This is a genomic window from Hymenobacter bucti, assembly GCF_042681145.1.
Taxonomy (GTDB): Bacteria; Bacteroidota; Bacteroidia; order Cytophagales; family Hymenobacteraceae; genus Hymenobacter; species Hymenobacter bucti.
In genome coordinates this window covers 550,534-571,812 of the sequence record NZ_JBHUFD010000018.1, presented here as the reverse complement: position 1 = coordinate 571,812, position 21,279 = coordinate 550,534, and the positions used below count along the sequence as shown (strand labels likewise).

Annotated in this window: 20 protein-coding genes; 9 read left to right on the top strand and 11 right to left on the bottom strand. The window is 61.5% G+C overall.

What is annotated here, in order from left to right; genetic code table 11:
- Window positions 1–40: 40 nt before the first annotated feature.
- From ACFSDX_RS21630 to ACFSDX_RS21610, 5 genes are all read right to left on the bottom strand, one after another.
- Entirely contained in the window at window positions 41–1,519 is a 1,479-nt protein-coding gene (locus tag ACFSDX_RS21630; RefSeq protein ID WP_382317389.1) for an MFS transporter, read from the bottom strand.
- A gap of 55 nt (window positions 1,520–1,574) precedes the next feature.
- A complete protein-coding gene (locus ACFSDX_RS21625; protein WP_382317387.1) occupies window positions 1,575–3,140 on the bottom strand; it encodes a hypothetical protein in 1,566 nt (521 codons plus the stop codon).
- Between the two features lie 431 nt (window positions 3,141–3,571).
- Complete coding sequence (locus ACFSDX_RS21620) at window positions 3,572–4,840, bottom strand: MFS transporter (protein ID WP_382317385.1); 1,269 nt, start codon at window positions 4,838–4,840, stop codon at window positions 3,572–3,574.
- Between the two features lie 140 nt (window positions 4,841–4,980).
- On the bottom strand, window positions 4,981–5,403 hold the full coding sequence (locus ACFSDX_RS21615) for an IS1/IS1595 family N-terminal zinc-binding domain-containing protein (protein ID WP_382317383.1): 423 nt from the start codon (window positions 5,401–5,403) through the stop codon (window positions 4,981–4,983).
- A 79-nt stretch (window positions 5,404–5,482) separates the two neighbouring features.
- Window positions 5,483–6,394: a M28 family peptidase gene (locus tag ACFSDX_RS21610; protein ID WP_382317381.1), complete on the bottom strand. Its 912-nt coding sequence runs from the start codon at window positions 6,392–6,394 to the stop codon at window positions 5,483–5,485.
- Between the two features lie 81 nt (window positions 6,395–6,475).
- Here ACFSDX_RS21610 and ACFSDX_RS21605 point away from each other — a divergent pair, with 81 nt between their 5' ends.
- Window positions 6,476–7,405 carry a flavin reductase family protein gene (locus ACFSDX_RS21605; protein WP_382317379.1) on the top strand — a complete coding sequence of 310 codons (930 nt, stop codon included), beginning with the start codon at window positions 6,476–6,478 and terminating at the stop codon, window positions 7,403–7,405.
- Window positions 7,406–7,487: 82 nt separating this feature from the next.
- Here ACFSDX_RS21605 and ACFSDX_RS21600 read toward each other — a convergent pair whose 3' ends face one another.
- The 5 genes from ACFSDX_RS21600 to ACFSDX_RS21580 all read right to left on the bottom strand — a co-directional run bounded on the left by ACFSDX_RS21600 (window position 7,488) and on the right by ACFSDX_RS21580 (window position 11,177).
- On the bottom strand, window positions 7,488–8,078 hold the full coding sequence (locus ACFSDX_RS21600; protein WP_382317377.1) for a DUF2911 domain-containing protein: 591 nt from the start codon (window positions 8,076–8,078) through the stop codon (window positions 7,488–7,490).
- Between the two features lie 141 nt (window positions 8,079–8,219).
- Window positions 8,220–9,515, bottom strand: coding sequence for an MFS transporter (locus ACFSDX_RS21595; RefSeq protein ID WP_382317375.1), 1,296 nt, complete (start codon window positions 9,513–9,515; stop codon window positions 8,220–8,222).
- Window positions 9,516–9,661: 146 nt separating this feature from the next.
- The gene (locus ACFSDX_RS21590; RefSeq protein WP_382317373.1) at window positions 9,662–10,222 is read right to left on the bottom strand and encodes a DapH/DapD/GlmU-related protein; all 561 of its coding nucleotides are present in this window, start codon (window positions 10,220–10,222) and stop codon (window positions 9,662–9,664) included.
- Between the two features lie 148 nt (window positions 10,223–10,370).
- On the bottom strand, window positions 10,371–10,949 hold the full coding sequence (locus tag ACFSDX_RS21585) for a hypothetical protein (protein WP_382317371.1): 579 nt from the start codon (window positions 10,947–10,949) through the stop codon (window positions 10,371–10,373).
- Window positions 10,950–10,982: 33 nt separating this feature from the next.
- A complete protein-coding gene (locus ACFSDX_RS21580) occupies window positions 10,983–11,177 on the bottom strand; it encodes a hypothetical protein (protein WP_382317370.1) in 195 nt (64 codons plus the stop codon).
- A 200-nt stretch (window positions 11,178–11,377) separates the two neighbouring features.
- Between ACFSDX_RS21580 and ACFSDX_RS21575 the strand changes: the two genes are divergently transcribed.
- Both ACFSDX_RS21575 and ACFSDX_RS21570 read left to right on the top strand, forming a co-directional pair.
- Window positions 11,378–12,946 carry an NAD(P)/FAD-dependent oxidoreductase gene (locus ACFSDX_RS21575; RefSeq protein ID WP_382317368.1) on the top strand — a complete coding sequence of 523 codons (1,569 nt, stop codon included), beginning with the start codon at window positions 11,378–11,380 and terminating at the stop codon, window positions 12,944–12,946.
- Between the two features lie 241 nt (window positions 12,947–13,187).
- Window positions 13,188–13,550, top strand: a complete 363-nt coding sequence (locus tag ACFSDX_RS21570) for a CoA-binding protein (RefSeq protein ID WP_382317365.1) — start codon at window positions 13,188–13,190, stop codon at window positions 13,548–13,550.
- Window positions 13,551–13,682: 132 nt separating this feature from the next.
- Here the strand turns inward: ACFSDX_RS21570 and ACFSDX_RS21565 are convergent, their stop codons facing one another.
- Window positions 13,683–15,191 carry a S8 family peptidase gene (locus tag ACFSDX_RS21565; protein ID WP_382317363.1) on the bottom strand — a complete coding sequence of 503 codons (1,509 nt, stop codon included), beginning with the start codon at window positions 15,189–15,191 and terminating at the stop codon, window positions 13,683–13,685.
- A 459-nt stretch (window positions 15,192–15,650) separates the two neighbouring features.
- Here ACFSDX_RS21565 and ACFSDX_RS21560 point away from each other — a divergent pair, with 459 nt between their 5' ends.
- The 6 genes from ACFSDX_RS21560 to ACFSDX_RS21535 all read left to right on the top strand — a co-directional run bounded on the left by ACFSDX_RS21560 (window position 15,651) and on the right by ACFSDX_RS21535 (window position 21,188).
- Window positions 15,651–17,090: an amidohydrolase gene (locus ACFSDX_RS21560; RefSeq protein ID WP_382317361.1), complete on the top strand. Its 1,440-nt coding sequence runs from the start codon at window positions 15,651–15,653 to the stop codon at window positions 17,088–17,090.
- 26 nt (window positions 17,091–17,116) lie between these two features.
- A complete protein-coding gene (locus tag ACFSDX_RS21555) occupies window positions 17,117–17,605 on the top strand; it encodes a peptide deformylase (protein WP_382317359.1) in 489 nt (162 codons plus the stop codon).
- A 113-nt stretch (window positions 17,606–17,718) separates the two neighbouring features.
- On the top strand, window positions 17,719–18,165 hold the full coding sequence (locus ACFSDX_RS21550) for a hypothetical protein (protein ID WP_382317357.1): 447 nt from the start codon (window positions 17,719–17,721) through the stop codon (window positions 18,163–18,165).
- 148 nt (window positions 18,166–18,313) lie between these two features.
- The gene (locus ACFSDX_RS21545) at window positions 18,314–18,880 is read left to right on the top strand and encodes an RNA polymerase sigma factor (protein WP_382317355.1); all 567 of its coding nucleotides are present in this window, start codon (window positions 18,314–18,316) and stop codon (window positions 18,878–18,880) included.
- A gap of 21 nt (window positions 18,881–18,901) precedes the next feature.
- A complete protein-coding gene (locus ACFSDX_RS21540) occupies window positions 18,902–19,948 on the top strand; it encodes a hypothetical protein (RefSeq protein WP_382317353.1) in 1,047 nt (348 codons plus the stop codon).
- A 100-nt stretch (window positions 19,949–20,048) separates the two neighbouring features.
- A complete protein-coding gene (locus ACFSDX_RS21535) occupies window positions 20,049–21,188 on the top strand; it encodes an outer membrane beta-barrel protein (protein ID WP_382317351.1) in 1,140 nt (379 codons plus the stop codon).
- Window positions 21,189–21,279 lie beyond the last annotated feature (91 nt).

The window sequence follows — 21,279 nt, the reverse complement described above, 5'->3', positions numbered from 1 at the left end:
TGCCCAGCGGGTTTTTTAGCATAACCAGCCAGACAATTACTTAGCTGTCCATGAGCTTCACGTCGCGGGTGTCCTTCATCAGGGCCATGCCCACGACGAAGCAGATAAAGGCGATAACGACCGGGTAAATCAGGCCGACAATGCTGCTGTGCTCTTTGGCAAACGTGCCGACCGGCTGGGCCGCGGCCCACACGCCGATGGACGTAGCCACCAGCGGCACGAAGCCGCCAAAGATGCCATTGCCAATGTGATAAGGCACCGAGAGCGAGGTATAGCGCACGCTGGTCGGGAAGAGCTCGACGAGGTAGGCGGCGATGGGGCCGTACACCATCGTTACGAACACGACGAGGCAGAACACGAGCGCAATCATAGCCGGGATATTCGGGTCAAGAGCCTTCATAACGGCGGGCACGGCCTTGCCGGCGGCATCGACGGTGGCGGGCGTAACCTCGGTAATGGGACCGGCGAAGGCCTGGAGGCCGTGGAAGAGCGGCATCGTGAAGAGCGCCCCGCAAATCATACCGGTCATGATGATTTTCTTGCGCCCAATGCGGTCGGAGAGCGAGCCGAAGTACACGAACAGCGGCGTGGCCAGCAGCATCGACACCACCATGATGATGCTCGAATGCACGGTGTCAAGCTTGAGCGTGGCATTCATGAAGGTGAAGGCCTGAAACTGGCTGGTGTAGAAGATAACACCCTGGCCCATCGTCACACCGAAGAGGGCGATGAGCACCAAGCGGCGGTTCACGGGGTTCACGAACGAGTCGCGCAGGGGGCTTTTGCTGGTGGTGCCGGTAGCCTTGGCCTTGGCAAAGAGTGGCGACTCGTGCAGGCGCTTGCGGATGAAGTACGAGGCGATAACCAGGAAGCCCGAGAGCAAAAACGGGATGCGCCAGCCCCACTCTTTGAAGGCGGGCTCGCCGAGCAATTTGCGGGTTATGAGGATGATAGTGATACTGAGAATGAGGCCGCCGGTGGCCGTAATCTGGATGAAGCTGGTGTAGTAGCCGCGCTGCTTATCGGGGGCGTATTCGGCCACGTAGGTGGCCGCGCCACCGTATTCGCCACCTAGAGCCAGGCCCTGCAACAAGCGCAGAATCACTACGATAACCGGCGCCGCAATGCCAATAGAATCGTAGCTCGGCACGAGGCCCGTGATAAACGTGGCCCCGCCCATAATCAGCAGCGTGACCAGGAAGGTATACTTGCGCCCAATCATATCGCCGATGCGGCCGAAGAACACAGCCCCAAACGGCCGCACCACGAAGCCCGCCCCAAAGATGGCCAGCGCCCCGAGCAAGGACTTGGTAAGGTCGCCGGACTGCCCAAACAGCACCGGCCCAATAATGGCCGCCAACGAGCCAAAGATGTAGAAGTCGTACCACTCGATGACCGTGCCCACCGACGAGGCCGTGATGACCTGCCAGATGGTTTTGGAATCGACTTGGTTGTTGTCGTGCGCCGCCGGCGCATCCGCGGCCGCGTTGTAGCCGGCGGGGTTCAGGCTTTGTTCCATTGTAGCGTGTTGGGTGGGGAAAAGAGTTTAATTGCTTGCGGGTACTGCTTCCGGCTTACAAGAATACCTGGGTTTGCAGCGTGATTTCGGGGCGGTGGCGCACCTCGCCTACTACGCCCACGCCGTTCACGGTGGTGAGGTTGAAGTCGGGCCGCGCGCGGTAGTTGAGCGTCACCTTGGCGTTGTGGCCGTCGATGAGGAAGTTGAGGCCGGCGTCGTACATATTCACGCCCTGGATATTGCCAGTGCTGTTGCGTAGGCCCTCGTAGTTGCTGTGCAGGTAAGCCACGTAGGGTTGCAGGCGCACCTTTTTGCCTAGGGTGTTTTTACCCGTCAGGAAGCCGAGCTGCCCGTACACCGAGCCGCCGGTGCCCGACTGCGGCGCGGCATTGCCGCGGGTGGCGGCGGCGCCGTAGCCGGGGTTTTCGCCCCCCACAAAGCGCACGTAGTTCGGGCCAAAATCGTAGTTGTAGTACACCCCGTAGAAGGTAACGGCCGTGCGGCGGGCCGTATCGAGCGGCGCGTCGTAGAACACGTCGGCCCCGAACAGCTTGATGTCATGCTTGTTAGTCGCTACAGCGGCGTAAAGGTCCGAGCCCGCCGGCAGCCCCGACACGTTGGCCACGCTGGCAGTGGGGCGCGAAAACATGCCGTTCTGGTTGTACATAAAGCCCCCGCCCACGCTCAGCACCTTCTTAGTACCCAGGTACGTACCCTGCGTGTAGGGCAGCAGGTTGGCCTCGGGCTCCAGGAAATTGTAGCTGAAATAGCCTTGGTACACGTGGCTGTCGTTCTGCGGATTGTACTGCGCCACATTGGTGCCCGTGTTCAGCGTCACGCCGTTCAGGGTAGAGTTGACGCCCAGGCCCAGCGGGTTGCCGGTTTGCACGCCGCCCACCACGTAATTGGCGTTGGTGGGCAGGTTGGTTAGGAAGGGGTCGCTCATCGAGACGCGGTAATCGAACTTACCCACGCGGCCTTTGGCAAACACCCCCATCCAACGCGCAAACTGGTCGAGCGCGTCGATGGTTGGGAAGTTAGTGAGTGGAAAATCCATCGCCAGCATGCTCGTGGTGCTGGCGCTGCTCAGGCGCGAAATACCGTTGTAGTAGTGCAGGCCTGCCCCCAGGTTGAGGTACTTGTTGACCCGATACTCCGTCACAGCCTCGTGGATGAAGAACTGCGGCTTCTTACCGTCGGTAGTGGCATTCACGCCCCCGCTCAGGTTATTCTGGTTGTTGATACCTAGGTGAGTATAAATCAAAAACCGGGGGCTGAGCTGCGCCAGCAGTATCATGCGCGAGCGCCGGATGCCAAAGTCTAGCTGGCTGCTTTTGGGCAGGTTGGGGCCGCGCAGCGTGCCAGTATTGTTCTCGTTATAGCGGGTGTACACCTGCGTCCAGGCCATGAGGCGCACGTACTTCTGGCCATCGGGCGAAAGGTTGAATTTCATGCCGGCGCCGTAGGGTACGGGCTTGGTGGGGGCGGGCGGCGTAGGCGGGGGGGCCAGCGGAGCCGGGGCCGGCGCGGTGGTAGTGGGGGCCGGCGGGGCCACCTGCGCCCGAGCGGCGCCAGCTAGCAAGAGGCTACCTAGAGCCAGGGCGTAACGGGTATTCTGCATACTGCGGTGGGAATGAGCGAAGAAGTAATGCGTGGCGACAAGCAACCCTAGGGTCGTTTGAGCAGACTAAGTAGCACCTGTTCCCCCCTATACTTTCGTCTGGTGCCGTAGTTTTGGTAAATACTATAGATATACTCGCTTTTGATGGCTTCGAGCACGTTTTGAACCTACTTTTTCAGCTAGCCAATTAGCTACTCACGCTCACCAGGCTAACAATTTCTTTTTTGTTCAATTACTCGCTAATCAATTGATTTTATGTTAAATAATCAAATTATCATACCATAAAACATTGAGCTATAGCTACTAAGCAAACCTATATTACTTTAGCAATAATTGCTTTACTCATCTTTTATGAGCCACTCAAACAGCCAAGGGGCTGCTTCTGGTTAAAAAGCAGCCCCTTGGCTAGGTAAGCAAACAGGACATAGGTCTTACTCTAAGTAGTTGAGGTCCTTGGCATAGGTTTCGGGCAGGGTGCTGGCGCTGAAGAAGGCCAGCACCAGCAGCACCGTGCCGATAATGCCCGCGCCCCCGACCATACCCAGGGACGGCACTGCCTTCAGATATTGGAAGAGCGGCACGATAATGACCGTGGCCCCGCGGGCAAAATTGGGCACCGTGGTAGCCACCGTGGCGCGCAGGTTGGTGCCAAACTGCTCGGCCGCCACCGTCACAAACAACGCCCAAAACCCGCCAGCGTACCCGATGAGGAAGCAGGCCCCGTAGAAGAGCGTGGGTGTGGCGCCGCGCAAACCCAGCAGGTAAAACGCCACCGAGCCCGCCGAGGCGATGATAAAGATTTGCAGCGTGCGGTTGCGGCTGCGCATCCACTGGCTCACGGCGCCGCTCGTGAAGTCGCCGAGCGTGAGCCCGAAGTAGCACCAGAAGATACTGAGGCCGCCCGTAACGGGGCCCGTCAGGCCGAACTGCTTGCCAAACTCGGGGGCCAGGGTAATGAGAATACCCACCAAAAACCAGAACGGCGTGCCAATGAACAAGCAGCGCACGTACCGGTAAAACCGCGGACCGTTGGTAAACAAACTCAGGAAGTTGCCGCGTACCACGTTCGATTCCTTGGTTTGCTCAAACATGCCCGACTCGAATACGCTGGCCCGCAGTGCCAGCAGCGCCAGGCCCAGCCCACCACCAATGAAATAGGCATTGCGCCAGCCAAATTTATTGCCCACCAGGTAGGCCACCATGGCGCCCGACACGCCCACCGACGCCACTATCATGGTGCCGTAGCCGCGCTTTTCCTTGGGCAGCGTTTCGGCCACCAGCGTGATGCCCGCGCCCAGCTCGCCAGCCAGCCCGATGCCCGCCACCAGCCGCAGCCAGCCGTATTGCTCCACGGTTTGCACGAAGCCGTTGGCAATATTGGCCAGCGAATACAGTAGAATGGAGCCAAACAGCACCGAGAGCCGCCCGCGCTTATCGCCCAGCACGCCCCACAGCACGCCGCCCAGCAGCATGCCCCACATCTGCATGCTCAGCAGCTTCAGGCCCTGGTCGGTAATGGCGGTGGCGTCGGTGACGCCGATGCCCTTCAAGCTATCGACCCGGATGATACTGAACAGCACCAGGTCGTAGATATCGACAAAATAGCCGAGCGAGGCCACGATAACGACGGCGCTTAGCAGGCCCACCTCGGGGCGAGGTGTGCCGGGGGCGGGGAGAGAAGAGGCGGGTGGTTGACGCATAATAACCTGAATGAAGTGGCCGGCGGGCCTGTTTTAGCGCTTTCGGCGGCGCCCCGGCTTTAGCTGGGCAAAGTACCACGCGGGCGCAAGTCTTCCGTTTTGATGACCTAGGGCTGTGCTGAGTTGCTATAGCTGCGGCCCTACCCCGCCCGGAAGCGCTCCCAGCGTATCATCATGTACTTGTCGCCCAGCTCGGTCACGACCAGGCCCGCGCTCTTCAGGTTTTCCGGCTTCTGAAAGAACTCGGACAACTCTTTTTGATTCAGAATCTTGTAGGTCGGGTGGTAATCGGTCTGGCGGGGCACTTTAATGCCGTATTTCTTCACCCAGTTCATCACGCTCACGTGGCTCACGCCGAGCAGGCGCTCGATTTCGCGGTAGCTCACGCCCTCAATGTAAAGCTGCAAGGCCTTCACCACGTAGTAGGGATTTACCTCGCGGCCCACCTTGTCGACGGTGTAGTGGTAACCGCAGGCTTTGCATTTAAAGCGCTGTCGGTCATTGATAACGCCACTCTTAGTTGCTTCCTTCGAGTCGCATTTGGGGCAGGCGGGGGCAGACATGGGCGGGTGGGAAAGAGAAGAAAGGCCTAAAGCTATAGCTTTTTGCTAAATTGATAGTGCTTTGGCAAGGTGTTTTACCTCAAGGCAACAGCGCCGCCCGCAGCGCATCTACGGCCAGGGCCAGGCGCGGCAGGCTCATGCGGCCTAGGGTGTCGGTGCTCTGGTGGTAGTGCGCGTTGCGGTAAAAGGCGGTGTCGGTGAGCAGCAGCGCCGGGTAGCCGAAGTGCCAGTAGTTGAGGTGGTCCGAAAAATTGACGCCCGGCAGCCAGGCGGGCGCCTTGAAGCGGCGCACCGGCAGCCCGGCACTTGCCCGGTAGCGCCGCGCCAGTCGCCGCCCCCAGCGCCCGCTGCCGCCAAATTTCTGGGCCACGGTCACGTAGTTGCCGCGGCTGCCGTAGAGCAGTTTCAGCACACCTAGGGGGTAGCGCTGCGAGCCGCGCCGCTCGTCGTAGTAGCCCAGCATTTCGAGGGCCACCATGCCCGTAACGGGGATTTTGGCCGCCCGCAGGCTGGCGGCGTGCACGTAGCTGCCCATGTGCGGGGTGCGAAAGTAAGGCGGTTCTTCGAGGGTGTAGGCCACCAGGTCGATGCGCTGCGGCAGCGGCCGGGCCGACTGGCCTAGCAAGCGGGCCAGCTCCAGCAGGGCCGCCGTGCCGGTGCCGTTGTCGTCGGCGCCAGGCTGTTCGCCGCACACGTCGTAGTGCGCCCCCACGATGAGGCGCGGGCCGGCTTCGGGGCCGAAGGAGGCGATAACATTTTGATACGTAGTGCCATCGGCTGGCACCAGCTGGCGCGCTACGCGGCCGCCGGCCGCCCGCAAGTGCCGGGCCAGGTAGCTGGCCACCGAGTCGAGCACGGCGGGGTGCGCGGCGCTGCGGGCAGGCTGCCGAATGGTGAGGTAACGTAGATGCTGACCCAAGCGGGCCGTATCGGTGGCGGTGGGCTGCGCCTGGCTCAGCAGCGGCAGCAGACATAGACAGAGCATTTTCATGCGTTAAAACTACCACTAGTAGCTGCCTAGCGTACAGCCTAGGGCGCTGCCGACCTTTGCATCCATATCAGCCCCCACTTCATGCCTGCCCCTACCTACCGCACCATCGACCCCGCCGGGCTGCCACCCAGCGACTTTTATCAGTTCCTGATTAGCGCGGTCGCGCCGCGGCCCATCGCGTTCGTCAGCACCGTGTCGGCGGCGGGCGCCGTCAATCTGAGCCCCTACAGCTTCTTCAATGTCATGAGCTCTAACCCGCCCATCCTAGTGTTCTCGCCCACCAGCCGGGGCGCCGACAACTCGGAGAAAGACACGCTGCGCAACGTGCGCGAGGTGCCCGAGGTGGTAATTAATATCTGTGACTACCCGCTGGTCGAGCAGCTGTCCTTGGCCAGCGCCGAGTACCCGGCTGGCGTCAATGAGTTTACCAAAGCCGGCCTCACCGAAGCAGCTTCGACGCGCGTGCGCCCGCCCCGCGTGGCCGAGTGCCCGGCGGCGTTTGAGTGCGTGGTTGAGCAGCTGATTGCCCTAGGCGATGGCCCCGGCCACGGCACGCTAGTGGTGTGCCGCGTGGTGCAGGGGCACTTTCGCGAGGCGCTGCTGCTGGACGGCCGCCCCGGCCTCGACCCGCGCAAATTCGAGGCTGTGTCGCGCCTCAACGGCGACTGGTACAGCCGCCTCTCGCCGGAAAGCCTCTTCCCGGTGGTGCGCCCCAACCGGCGCCTAGGTATCGGTTTCGATGAGCTGCCCGAGCCCATCCGGCACAGCAACGTGCTCACCGGCAACCACCTAGCGCGCCTCGCCAACACCGAGCGCGACGCCCTGCCCACGCCCGCCCAAGTGGCCGAAATCAAGCAGGAACCCATGGTAGCTTACCTGCTGAACAAGCACCGCACCGCCCCCGCCGAGCAAGCCCACCAGCTCACGCTCCTGGGCCGGCAGTGGCTGGAAGAAGGCAAAGTAGCCGAGGCCTGGCGCGTGCTACTGCTGGCGCTCGCGCCAAGTACCTAGGGCGCTTTTTTGCACGCAAAAAGGCCCGGCAACGCCGCTCCAAGGAGTTGCATTGTCGGGCCTTTTACTAGCTTGTTAGCGCTTACTTGACCGTGAAGGAGGCAGCGGTTTTGCCCCACATCATCGTCACTTTGCCCGACTTGTCGGCCGTGATGGTAAACTGCTCGGCGGGCGTAGCGACGGTAGTAGGCTTCACTTTCACGCGCAGCACGTCGTCGGCGGCCTTGTACTCGTAGGCGCCCCACTGCTTGGCGGTTTTGTTGAAGATGATGGTCCACTCGGTGGCGCCGGGGATGGTAAATAGGCCGTAGGTACCGGCGGCCAGCGTCTGGCCTTCGATTTTCACGTCCTTGCTCACCGTAAAGGTGGTAGCCTCATTAGCGCCGGTGCGCCACACTTCGCCCACGGGCGCTAGCGGCGACTTCTCACCAAAAACCGCGCGGTCTTTCAGTGACGGGCGGCTGTAGTCGATGGTGACGTCGGTGCCGCGCACGTTGGTTTTTACTACGGCGGGCGGGCTCGGGCGCTTGGATTTGTCCTCGGGCTTTTTGGCCTGGGCGGGCTCCGGCATGGTAGTCTGGGTTTGGGCCTGAGCTTGGGCCGAATAGGAACCTAGGACCAGCGCGGTGCCGGCTACAGCCGCCACGAGAAAGTGGGATGAGAAGAAACGCATGTGAGGAAAAAAGTGAGTTGTAGGCAGGTAAGCCGAAAGCCCGGCAATTAGTTTGAGGAGTAGCGCGGACTTTCAGTCCGCGAGTGGATATGTCTGATAGTCGCCCAGTAGTTGCGCTAACTCGCGGACTGAAAGTCCGCGCTACTGCCCCGCCACCTCGTCCATGTGCCCGCTGGCCCGGCTCTCGCCCATGCGCCAGTATACCAGCAGCGAGAGCAGGGCGCAGCCCGTTACGTACCAGTAAAACCACTCTTCGCGGCCCTGCTCCTTGGCAAAGAGCGCCAGGTACTCGGCCGTGCCGCCAAAAATGGCCACCGTAAGCGCGTAGGGCAGCCCCACGCCCAGCGCCCGCACCTGCGTCGGAAACAGCTCGGCCTTCACCACGGCCGAAATACTGGTGTAGGCGCTCACCACAAACAGCGCCGCCACCAACAAGCCAAACGCCGCCCCAGCGCTGCTTGCGTGGGCCAGCAGCCGCAGCACCGGCACCGTGCCCAGCGTGGCCCCAATGCCAAAAAACAGCAGCACCGGCCGCCGCCCCACCCTATCCGAAATGGCACCCAGCAGCGGCTGAAACAGCAGCGCCACCGCCATCGCCCCAAACGAAATGAGCGTCGCCTGCTCCTTGCTGAAGCCGCTGGTATTCACCAGAAACTTCTGCGCGTAGGTCGTGAAGGTGTAGAACGCCAGCGTGCCACCTAGGGTGAGGCCCACCACCGTGAGCGTGGCGCGGGGGTAGGCGCGCAGCTGCTGCCAGGCCGAAGGCTTGGCCACGCGGCCGCCCGTAGCCTCACCGGCTTTTTCCTGCTCGAAGGCGGCCGTTTCGCTCATGTGCTGGCGCAGGTAGAGCGCCCCCAGCGCCGCCCCGGCCCCGATTACGAACGGCACCCGCCAGCCCCAGCTCGTCATTTCGGCAGGCGACAGGAACTGCTGGAGCGTCAGCTGCACGCTCAGGGCCAGCAGCTGCCCGCCCATGAGGGTCAGGTACTGAAAGCTCGACCAGAAGCCTCGGTGCCGCGCCCCCGCCATCTCGGAGAGGTAGGTGGCCGAGGTACCGTACTCGCCGCCCACACTGATGCCTTGCAGCAGCCGCGCCAGCAGCAGCAACGCCGGCGCCCCCAGCCCGATACTGGCGTAGCCCGGCGCCACCGCGATGAGCAACGAGCCGCCCGCCATCAATTGCACCGAGAGCAGCAGGGCGGCCCGCCGGCCCCGGCGGTCGGCATACGCGCCGAGCAGCGCCGCGCCCAGCGGCCGCATCAAAAAGCCCACCGCGAAGATGGCGGCCGTGTTCAGTAGTTGCGCCGTGGCGCTGGCCTTCGGGAAAAAGACCGGCGCGAAATACAGGGCAAATGCCGAGTACACGTACCAATCATACCACTCGACCAGGTTGCCGATGGAGCCGGAAATGATGGAGCGAAGCGGGGAAGTGGCCATAGTCGCGAAGGTAACGGCGAGCGGCTTCGGACTGCGGCTAGCAGGTTGCTGCTTTGCTTGATAGGCACTTTAAAAACGGGTCATGCTTCACTGCGTTCAGCATGACCTGTTTTTCAGCTTTCTTAATTCAGAAATAAATCTTATTCCTAAACCGCCTCAAAGGTCTTAATCACCCTAGCCGGAATGCCACCGACAATGGTATTGGCCACCACGTCTTTGTGGACGACCGCGCCCGCCGCCACCACGGCGTTTTCGCCCACCGTGACGCCGGGCAATATCGTGGCCGCCGCCCCAATCCAGGCGTTGCGTTTGATGAGCACCGGTTTGAGCAAGAGCACCTTGCGCTGCGCGGGCTCGATGGGATGATTTTCGGTGATGATGTTCACCTTGGGGCCAATCTGCACGTCGTCTTCGATGGTGATGCCGCCCAGGTCCAAAAACGTGCAGGCGTGGTTGATAAAGACGTTTTTACCCAGCGTGATGTGCCGGCCAAAATTGGTGTGGAACGGCGCGAATACCGTCGTGCCCGCGTCGATTTCGCGGCCGATTAGCTCGCCCAGGAGCTGGCGTATCTGGTCGGTATCGGTGGCGGCGTTGAGGGCGGGCGACAAGCGAATGGCCCGCGCAACCACCTCCCACATGGCGGCAATTTCCGGGTCATCGCGGCGAATTGGTCCGCCGGTCAGCATTCTTGCGAAAATATCCATGCGCTTTTAGTTTTTGGCCGCTGGCAAAGTAAAGTAACTAGCGTTAGCTGCCCGTTAACAATACCAGGTTGCCAGTAGTGGCTATGGTCGCTAGGCGGCTGAGGGGGCGAAGCACGGAAATAGGCATAGCGCCAGATAATACTAATTTCTAGTATACTGTTTTTATTATTGCATCAACTCCAGATATCAACTCGTCAACCTCTTCTTTTTTAGGTTCTTTATCCTTATTGTGGTCGCATAAATTTCTAATATCTCCTAAGTACTGTATTTTCCTCCAAGTTGGAGTATCATATACCTCTGCGGCTTTCAAAGCATTATTTAAGTCTGAAATAGAAGGGTGGCTTTTGGAATTTTTGAGATTATGATTTAGCAACACTTGTGCTAAGTGCTTTTCCAAAACGACGCCCGCGATTGCCCCAGCACCCCTAGAAAACCTATTCTTATTTAACTCTTTTGCTGCTTCAAGCTCGCCATCAAACAAATCAGCTTGTACTAGTTGTTTAATATCAAAAAGAGAACTCTCAAATCTTCGCTCTATTGATTTTAAAATATTAAGCTGTTGCTCAAACTGACTTATAGCAGCTTCTGGCCCAACCTTTCTTTTCTCGTAAGAAGTGACCGTTAAATTCTGAAGATAATCTTCAATTACATAATTACCATATTCAATAGACTTTCTTGCCTTAGGCTTCTCGAACAGTTTTACAAAATCAGATAGTCTATCAGGCAACAACTGCTTAATAAGGACTAATGACTCTGAATACTAGCTCTGATATTCTTTATTAAAAGGAATAATATTTTTTATAAATTCTTCGACTTTTTCTTCGTCACCAAAAGCGCTCTTAATCTGCTTTTTAATATTCTCAGGATAGCAATGATATTTCATAGAAACAACTAGCTCATCACCTTTTGCAGTTAAGAGCTTTAAATCATTTTTATACTTATCAATATTTTTCATTACCGACTTACAATTAATTCCTCAATTTAAATATGAAACTTCTAGTTTTCGTTAGCGCCTAGGACAACTCTAACAGCCATTATGCTCCCGTAATCTGAAACACCCACAAGTATAAACCATAACCAACCCAAAACCCGCCCATCCCGCCACCCATCGTAAATTTGCGCTTGCTTAACGGTTAACTCCCGTTCGCCTGCTTTATGAAACAAGAACTAGACTTGGCCCTACCCCCCGAGGTGGCCTACGACGAGCTGGCCCGCTACGCGGCCATTCTGGCCGCCGCCGGCCTGCGCCCCGGCGAAGCCGACTTCGTGCACATCCGCAAGCGCTCGCTCGATGCGCGGGGCCGGCGGCCGCTCATCCGCCTGCGGGCCGATGTGTACGACCGGGCCCACCCCGCCCCCGCCCGCGAGCTGCTGGGGCCGTGGTTTGAGTACCCCGACGTGCGCCGGGCGCGGCGGCGGGTGCTCATTGTGGGCGCGGGGCCGGCGGGGCTGTTTGCGGCGCTGCGCTGCATCGAGCTGGGTATCAAGCCCATCGTGCTGGAGCGCGGCAAGGACGTGCGCACCCGCCGCCGCGACCTGGCCGCCCTCAACAAGGAGCACCTCGTGAACCCCGACTCAAACTACTGCTTTGGCGAGGGCGGCGCGGGCACCTACTCCGATGGCAAGCTTTACACCCGCGCCACCAAGCGCGGCGACGTGGGCCGCATCTTGCGGCGGCTGGTGCAGCACGGCGCCACCCCCGATATCCTGGTCGATGCCCACCCCCACATCGGCACCAACAAGCTGCCCGCCGTGGTGCAGAGCCTGCGCGATGCCATCATCGAGGCCGGCGGCGAGGTGCGCTTCGAGACGCGGGTCGAGGATTTAATTCTGGATAACAACCACTTGCGCGGCGTGGTCACGCACACCAGCGAGGCCCTGGAGGCCGAGGCCACCGTGCTGGCCACCGGCCACTCGGCCCGCGATATCTACGAGCTGCTACACCGGCGCGGGGTGCTCATCGAGGCCAAACCGTTTGCCCTAGGGGTGCGCGTCGAGCACCCGCAGGCGCTCATCGACCGGGCGCAGTACGGGCAGCCCGAGCGCGGCCTGCTGCCGGCCGCCAGCTACGCGCTGGTCGAGCAAACCAAGGTGCGCGATGCCCAGCGTGGCGTGTTTTCGTTTTGCATGTGCCCCGGCGGCTTCATTGTGCCGGCGGCCACCGCACCCGGCGAGGTGGTGGTAAACGGCATGAGCCCCAGCCGCCGCGACTCGCGCTTTGCCAACTCGGGCATCGTGGCCGCTGTGGAGCTAGCCGATATAGACGTGGCCCAGCACGGCGTGCTGGCCGGCCTGCGCTTGCAGCAGGAAATAGAGCAGCGCGCCTGCCAGCTCGCCGGCAACACCCAACTGGCCCCCGCCCAGCGCCTAGGTGACTTTCTGCAAAAGAAACTCTCCCCTACCCTCCTCGAAACCAGCTACCAGCCCGGCCTGGTGAGCGTGGAGATGGACGCCGTGCTCGGCCCCGCCCTCAGCGAGCGGCTGCGGCAGGGCTTCCGCGCTTTCGGCCGCAAAATCCCCGATTTTGCCACCAACGCCGCCCAGATTGTGGGCGTCGAAAGCCGCACCTCGTCGCCCGTCCGCATCCCGCGCGACAATGACACCCTGCGCCACCCGGTAGTGGCCGGCCTCTACCCCTGCGGCGAAGGCGCGGGCTACGCCGGCGGCATCGTGAGCGCCGCCATGGACGGCGAGCGCGTAGCCGAAGCATTATCGCAGATTTAACGGATTGCGCAGATACGCCCGCCTGCGGCGGGCTGACTATATGCTTTGGACTATCTGTCTGGCTATGCAAATAGGGTTGACCATCTAAAGCATACCGCGCCCAACTGCCTAAATTCACTCACTCTACGTAAAACCAGCTAAGTGGTCAGTCCGACCCACATAACCAGTCCCAACCGCGTAGTCAGCCCGCCGCAGGCGGGCGTATCTGCGCAATCCGTTAAATCAGTTAAATCTGCGATTTATGAAAACGCTTGTTCTCGGTGCTACCGATAACCCCGACCGCTACGCTTACAAGGCCGTGCATTCCCTCAAGCGCCACGGCCACGACGTGGTGCCCGTAGGCATCCGCAAGGGCCAGGTGGCGGGTATCGCCATTCACACCGACCGGCCGCAGGATGCGGACATCGACACGGTAACGTTGTACGTAGGGCCACAAAACCAGCCGGGCTGGTATGATTATATTCTGAGCCTCAAGCCGCGCCGCATCATCTTCAACCCCGGCACCGAAAACCCGGAGCTGGAGCAGAAGGCACAGGCGGCTGGCATCATGACCGAGGAAGCCTGCACGCTGGTGATGCTGAGCGTGGGGCAGTACGAGAAATAGGCACTGCCCATTTCCCTCGCCTTCATGCCTGCCCTAGGTGCGGCGAAACCACCAAAATACAAGAGGCCCCGGCTGCGGGTTGGTACTGATACCAACCCGCAGCCGGGGCCTGCTAGTGTGCGGAAACTATCCTTAGTTAGCCTGCGTCACGGCCTTCAGGGCGTTTACGCGGCCGTAGCCGTAGTAGGGGTCGCGGCCGGGCTTGCCTAGGTCGTCGGCCGAGGCGCGCAGGGCGGACTCTACCTGCGTGGGGTCCATGCTGCCGCCGTTTTTGCCGATGAGGAGGGCAGCTACGCCGGTGGCGTGGGGCGCGGCCATGCTGGTGCCGGCCATCCAGGTGTAGCTACCGGCGCCGGTGGCCGATACGCGGCCCGTGCTCAGCACCATATCCAGGGCCCACACGTACTGGCGCACGCCGCGGAAAACCACAATCTCGTTGCCGGGGTAGGCGAAGTCGCCGCCGGGCGCGGCGAAGGTGACGGCCGGCGTGCCGTAGTTGGAGTACGAAGCAAAGCGGTCCAGATTGGCCGTGAGCGGCGCCAGGGCCCAGCCAATGGGGGCCGTGGCCGAGATGGAAAGCACGCCCGTAGCATCGGCCGGAATGTGCACCAGCGACTTATCCTGGTTGCCGTTGTTGGCGTCGTTACCGGCCGAGGCAATCAGGGTTACGCCGTTTTTGGTGGCGTAGCTCGTCACTTTGCTCAGCGCCACCAGCAGCTCCTGGGTGGCTTTGGTGTCGTTGACTACGTTGCCGGCGTCGTCGAGGTACTTGCCATTGCGCGGCAGGGCGGCCCCTAGGCTCATGTTGATGACGTCGGCGCGCTGCTGCGTGGCGTACAGGATGCCCTGCATCAGCCAGGAGAAGGAGCCCGAGCCCGCATCGCCCAACACCTTTACCAGCAATAGTTTCGCCTTGGGCGCAATACCGATTACGCCGATGTTGTTGTCGACGGCGGCGATGGTGCCGGCCGTGTGCGTGCCGTGGCTGGAGCCCGTGCCCACAAACTGGGCCGGCTCGCCGGGCACAAACGACATGCTGCCCACGATATTTTCCCGCAGGTCGGGGTGTTGCAGCTCAAAGCCGCCGTCTAGGTCGGCCACCAGCACGCCCTGGCCCTGGTTGCCCGTGTTCCAGGCCTCCGGGGCCTGAATGGCAGTGGCGCCCCACTGCAACGGATACAAGGGGTTGCTGTCGCCGGTGCTCGGCGGATTCACGTTGTCGGCGGCGGCAGTCTCCAGCACGCGGTTGGGCTCCGGCTCAAAACCCTGGTACGTGAAGTCGTGCACCACCGAGCGCACACCCGCAATCTTGGCGGCTTTGGTGGCAAAATCGGGGTCGTCGGAAGTAGCGATGGCTACGCCTACCTCGGCTAGCTTATTGGTCACCTTGCCGTTGGCAGCGGCCGTTTGGGCGTCTAGGTTAGCCGGCAGCTGGTCGCCGGTGGCAATGATGATATACTGCTTGGCGCGCAGCACAAAGCCCGGCGTGGCCTGGGCATCGCGCTGCACCGCACTGTTGCTGAGGCCAGCGTCGGCGCCGCCGGCCGTGGGGGATAGATTCTCTTTGGTGCACCCAAAGGCGCTGAGCAGACCTAGGCCCAGCAGAGGTAAAAAATTACGTGAGGAAATCAACTGACTCATACGAACTGGAAAAAGAGAATAAGAAGTATCTGACAGCCAAAGCTCTTGTGAAGCACTGGTGGCCAAATCTAATATTTCTATTTCTTTTCTTTCACATTTTATTCCCAGTAAAACAGGCACATTAATTCACTATAAATCAAGAATATAATTACTTATATTCTTTGCTTAGCAGCGCCTTGCCGCGCAGCAGTCGGCGTTTTATCAATCAGTTACTCGTTGGCTGGCTGGGCCGCTTTTTGCGCAAAAGCTGCCCAGAATAGTTTGCCAGGCTTGCTAAAATATTTCGGATTTTTAGCCGGCGTCTGGTAGCAGCTTGCCCTGGGCTACCACCCGAGCACTGGCCCTGAGCCTTTGACCGCCGGTCCCGCTGTACTATACCAGGTAAAATGTTGGCTGGCACCCGACCAGGGATTCCGGAAAGCCTTTATTTTTGGGCGACTACCTACTTACTAAACCCCGATGAGAAAACCCTACTTCCTAGGCTTGCTCGGCGCCGGGCTACTGGCCTTTCGGCCCGCCCCTACCCCGCCGGCCGAGCCCTTAAAAGCGCAGGCCATGCAAGACCTGCAAGCGCACTACGCCGACTACCGCCAGCTGGCCCAGCGCATCTGGGGCTTTGCGGAGGTGGGCTACAAGGAAACCCAGAGCTCGGCGCTGCTGCAAAAAACGCTGCGCGAGCACGGCTTTGCGGTGCAGGCAGGCGTGGCGGGCATCCCCACGGCCTTCGTGGCCACGTATGGCAGCGGGCAGCCGGTGATTGGCGTGCTGGCCGAGTATGATGCGTTGCCCGGCCTGGCCCAGCAGGCGGTGGCCACCAAAACGCCCATTGCGGGCCAGGATGCGGGCCACGGCTGCGGCCACAACCTGTTTGGCACGGCCAGCGTGGCCACGGGGCTCGAGTTGCAAAAGCTACTCAAGGAAGGCAAGCTGCGCGGCACCGTAAAGGTGTATGGCTGCCCGGCCGAGGAAGGCGGCAGCGGCAAAGTGTACCTGGTGCGCGCGGGCCTGTTTGAGGGCGTAGACGCGGTGGTGCACTGGCACCCGAGCAATAATAACGCGGCCATGACCGGCTCGTACATCGCCAATAAGTCGGCCAAATTCCGGTTTCACGGCATCGCCGCGCACGCGGCCGCCTCGCCCGAGCGCGGGCGCAGCGCCCTCGACGGCGTGGAGGCTCTGGACAATATGGTGAACATGCTGCGCGAGCACGTGCCCCAGGAAACGCGCATTCACTACGTTATCACGAGCGGCGGCAAGGCGCCCAACGTGGTGCCCGACTTCGCGGAGGTGTACTACTACGTGCGCCACCCCGACCGGGCCGTGGTGCAGGCCGTGTTTGAGCGCGTGACCAAGGCCGCCGAGGGCGCCGCCCTAGGTACCGGCACTGCCATGGACTACGAGGTAATCGGGGGCACGCACGAGCTGCTGCTCAACGAAACCCTGGCCCACGCCCTGCAAACTAACCTAGAGCAAGTGGGCGGCGTGACCTACACGCCCGAAGAAATGGCCTTCGGGCAGCAAATTCAGGCAACCCTGGGGGCCGCCGCGCCGCTCGTGGCCCAGGCCGCCGAAATCGGCCCCTACAAACCCCGCGACGGCGGCGGCAGCAGCGACGTGGGCGACGTGAGCTACGTGGTGCCCACCGTAGGCCTCACGGCCGCCACCTGGGTGCCCGGCACGCCCGCCCACAGCTGGCAGGCCGTGGCGTGCAGCGGCAAAGAAATCGGCACCAAGGGCATGATGGTGGCCGCCAAAACCATGACGCTCACGGCTATCGACCTGTTCACCAACCCCGAGCTGCTGACGAAAGCCAAAGCCGAACTCAGGCAAAAAGTGGGTAGCTACGTGTACAAGCCCCTGCTCGGTGACCGCAAGCCGGCCCTGAACTACCGCGACTAAAGCACCGCTTTTTCTCTGCCTTCCCCATGAAAACCCTGGCCGACCTGGTGCTCCTCGGCGACCCGCGCCTCTACGAAGTCTGCGCGCTCGTGACGGCGGCCGACTTGCCCCTGGTAGCCAGCTGGGTGGCCGATTTGCACAACGTAATGCAGGAGGTGCGCGCCCGCTACGGCTTCGGGCGCGGCATTGCGGCGCCGCAACTCGGCCTCATGAAGCGCCTGGTGTACCTGCACCTCGACGGCCAGCCCCACGTGCTGCTCAACCCCGAGCTGAGCGAGCCGAGCGCGGCCATGTTTGAAATGTGGGACGACTGCATGTGCTTCCCCAACCTGCTGGTGCGGGTGCAGCGCCACGAGGCCGTAACCGTAACCTACCGCGACGCCCAGTGGCAGCCGCAGCGCTGGCCGGTGCAGGGCGCGGTATCGGAACTGCTACAGCACGAGTGCGACCACCTGGATGGTATTTTGTGCACCATGCGGGCCCTGGATGACCAGTCGTTCCGGTGGCGGTTGTAGCTTGTCTATCAGTTGTCTACGCGCGGCGAAAACTGCAGCTAGCGCGTGGGGTGCGCGCTCCCTTTCCGCCCAAATTTTGCCCCCTAGGTCATCACTTTTTCCCTGCGTTTGCTATGAAGCTACTAGCTACCTTCCTAAGTATTTCGGGGCTGCTGGCGCTGGCCGGCTGCGCCAAACCCGACCTAGAGGCCGGGCCCCGCCACGACGTGAAAGTGCGGGTAGTGATAAAAGTACCATTCTCGACCGACTACGACTGGAGCTTTCAGGCGATGGATGAGTACAAGGGCAACCGGCAGCAGCTGGCCGCCAGCAGCGGCCGGGGCGGCTACCACTACGAGAGCTTTGAGCACAACGAAACCAACATGGCGGCCGGGCACGTGCTGACTACCACGGGGTCGTTTTCGCCCGCTAGCTTGCGCTCGGGCTCGCTTTCTTCGGCGGCCTACCTCACCATGAAAATCTTGGTGGATGGCACCGTGAAGGCTGATACCACCATCAATTCGCTCTTGCCCCCGACCAGCAGCGGCAACCGCGAAATTCGGCTGCGCGTGGTGCTCTAGGGGGCTGCCCGGCCAGCCGCTGGCCCTGCCCGCCGGGCAGGGCTTTTTTTGGGCAGAAAATTTTACCATCCCAGGCAACCCCTAGCGCACGCCCGGCATCTAGCGCCCCAAACCCCGATTCGCCTCTGCCCTACTCTTACCCGAAAACGTGACCGACGCCGACCTCATTGCCGCCTGCCTGCGAAGCGAACCGCGCGCGCAGCGCCAGCTCTACAACCAGTTTGCGGGGCTGATGCTGACGGTGTGCCGCCGCTACCTCAAGCGCCAGGAAGACGCCGAAGAAGCCCTGCTGCTGGGCTTTACCAAGGTGTTTCGGGCGTTGCACACCTTCAAGCAGGAGGGCTCGTTTGAGGGCTGGGTGCGGCGCATCATGGTGAATGAGGCGCTGATGGAGCTGCGCCGCCGCGAGCCGCTGCACCTCTCGTTTGAGGACTTTGCGCAGCCCGAAAACCTGGCCACCACGCCCGCCACCGCCGATACGCAGCTGCAGGCTGAGGAGCTACTGGCCCTGCTGCAAGAGCTGCCCACCGGCTACCGCACCGTGTTTAACCTCTACGCGCTGGAGGGCTACTCGCACCTCGAAATCGCGGAGGCCCTAGGTATCACGGAGGGCACCAGCAAGTCGCAGCTCAGCAAGGCGCGGGCGCTGCTCCAGCGCCGCCTCAGCGGCGGGCGAGCCGCCGCGCCGGCCAGCCAACCCGTTTATAGTCTATAATTTACTAGCCGCTCTATCCCGATGAATTCCGAAGATATCGACGACTTATTCCGACAGCAACTCGACGGCCACGCCTCGCCGCCAAGCGACGACCTGTGGGCGCGCCTGCAGCTGCCCGGCCCCGCGGCCGAAGCCGCCGGTGCTACGCCGGAACCGCTCGACACGCTGTTTCGGGCGGGCCTGCGCGGCCACGCCACGCCGCCTCGGCGCGAGCTCTGGGAACGCCTCGAAGACGAGCACCTACGCCCGCAGCCCCGCCGGCGGCGGGTAGCGGCCTGGTGGCAATACTCGGCCGCCGCCGTGCTGCTGCTTTTACTGCTGGCGGGCGGCGCCGGGCTATGGCGCGGCTCCTTCGGCCCCAAAGGCAACGACTTGGCTACGACCCAGCCGACAAAAGTGCCGGCGCTGCGGCCACGCCTGGCCCCCGCCACGCCGGGCCGGCCAGCGCTGACCGAACCAAGCCGCCCCGCCGCTACCATAGGTGCTCCGGCCGGCCAGCAGTTGGCGCAAGCCGCGACTGAGGCTTCGAAAAAAAATCGAGAAATTTTCGCTCCCCAGGCAACCGCGCCCCGGGCTTCTACATCTAGCACCCCGATGGCCACCACTACCCGGCCGCGCCGCGCCGCTGCGGCCAGCCGGGCAGCCGGTAGCCATCGCCAGCAGCCGGACGCGGCCGCTGGCCAACTGGCCACCGCCGGGAAGCGGCGCCCGGCCAGCCAGTCCCTGACCCCTTCGCAAGACTTTGATAACCAAGTAAAAGTCACCCACGCACCAACCACCATCCTTGCCGTAGCCACAGCCACTACAGCTACTCCCGAAGTCATCGAGGTAGACGTGCGGCGCGGCCCGGCACCTGCCCCCGTAGCGGCGCCCGTAATACTAGCCGCAATCGATGCCACGCCGCCCCCAACTCGCCGGCGCGTGCGCCTAGGGGGCCTACTGCGTCAGGCCGACCACCTTGTGCACGGCGAGTCGGTGAACCTGGCCGAAGCCTCCGACCCCTCCGAAACCGTAACCTTTCAGGCTCGCCTAGGGGGCCGGGTACTCTCCAAAACCATCCGCCTGTAGGCCCGCGCTCGCCGGCCTTGCCCTTTCTCAAAACTGCTTTTCCTACCTAGGCGTGGTGTGCCCACCGCGCTGCTCCTCACCTTCTTGCCTTTTTTTCACCATGAAACCTGCTCTTTTCTCCGCTGCTTTCCTAACCTTATTCGCCGCCGCCACTACTGGGGCTCAGGCCCGTACGCTGGCCGTGCCGCCCACCGATACCATCGTGGTGCGCCTGCCCAACAAAGCCATTATGACGCTAGTGGTGCGCGATGCCCAGCAGCTGCGCCAGCTGCCGCAGTACCACCTCGACTCGCTGGTGGCGCGGCTCGGCACCTACATCAAGCGGGCCGATGAGGCGGCCAAAACCGCCAAGACTGACCGCGTCACGGTAGAATTTTTCCCCAATCAGGATGCGCCCGGCCAAAACCTGCCCGAGCAAATCCGCATCACGACCCGCAAGCCAGCGCCCGGCGCCTCCGGCCCCAGCAATAGGGTGGAAGTGCTGCTGGAAAAGAAGTTTGGGATGGTGGTGAACATTGATGGCAAGAATAATGACAAGCCGCGGGCTACCGCCAGCCGCGCCGACCGCCAGGCGCACCGCGACTCGCTGCGCCTGGCGCGCATTGAAAACAAGTCGTTTTCGTCCGACTTCGTTTTTGACCTGGGGCTGAACGCGTTGGTCAATAAATCCAGCTCGGCGCTCGCTTCGCAGCGGCCCGAGCTGCGGACCCTGGGCTCGCGCTACGTCAACCTAGGCATCAATTACAAGCAGCGGCTGGGCGGCAAGCGCAGCCCGCTTTACCTGGTGGTGGGCCCCGAGTTTGCCTTCAACAACTACATGCTGGAGGGCAACAACAAGTGGATTAACCAGAACGGCCTCACCAGCGTGGTGCCCGAAACTAACGGCCGCCAGTACCAAAAAACCAAACTGGCGACTTCCACTTTTACCATTCCGCTGATGCTGGAGCTCAAGCTGCGCGACGAGCACCACCGCCGCACGCTCACGCTGGGCGCTGGGGGCTTCGTGGGCTACCGCCTCGCCAGCTGGACCAAGCTCAAGTACTACGAAGAAGGCACGATGTACAAGGACAAGGACCACAACAACTTCAACCTCAACGACTGGCAGTATGGCCTGCAAGGGGTAATCGGCTTCAAGTCGCTGACCTTCTTTGCCAAGTACAACCTCAACCAGCTCTTCAAAGACAACCAGGGCCCGCAGGCCCAGACGCTGAGCTTCGGCCTGCGCCTGTCGGGCAAATAGGCTGCTATACCCATCGTCTGTCATTGCGAGGAGGCACGACGAAGCAATCGCATCAAGACGAGCCATTCGGGTTCTTCCTAGGTGCGATTGC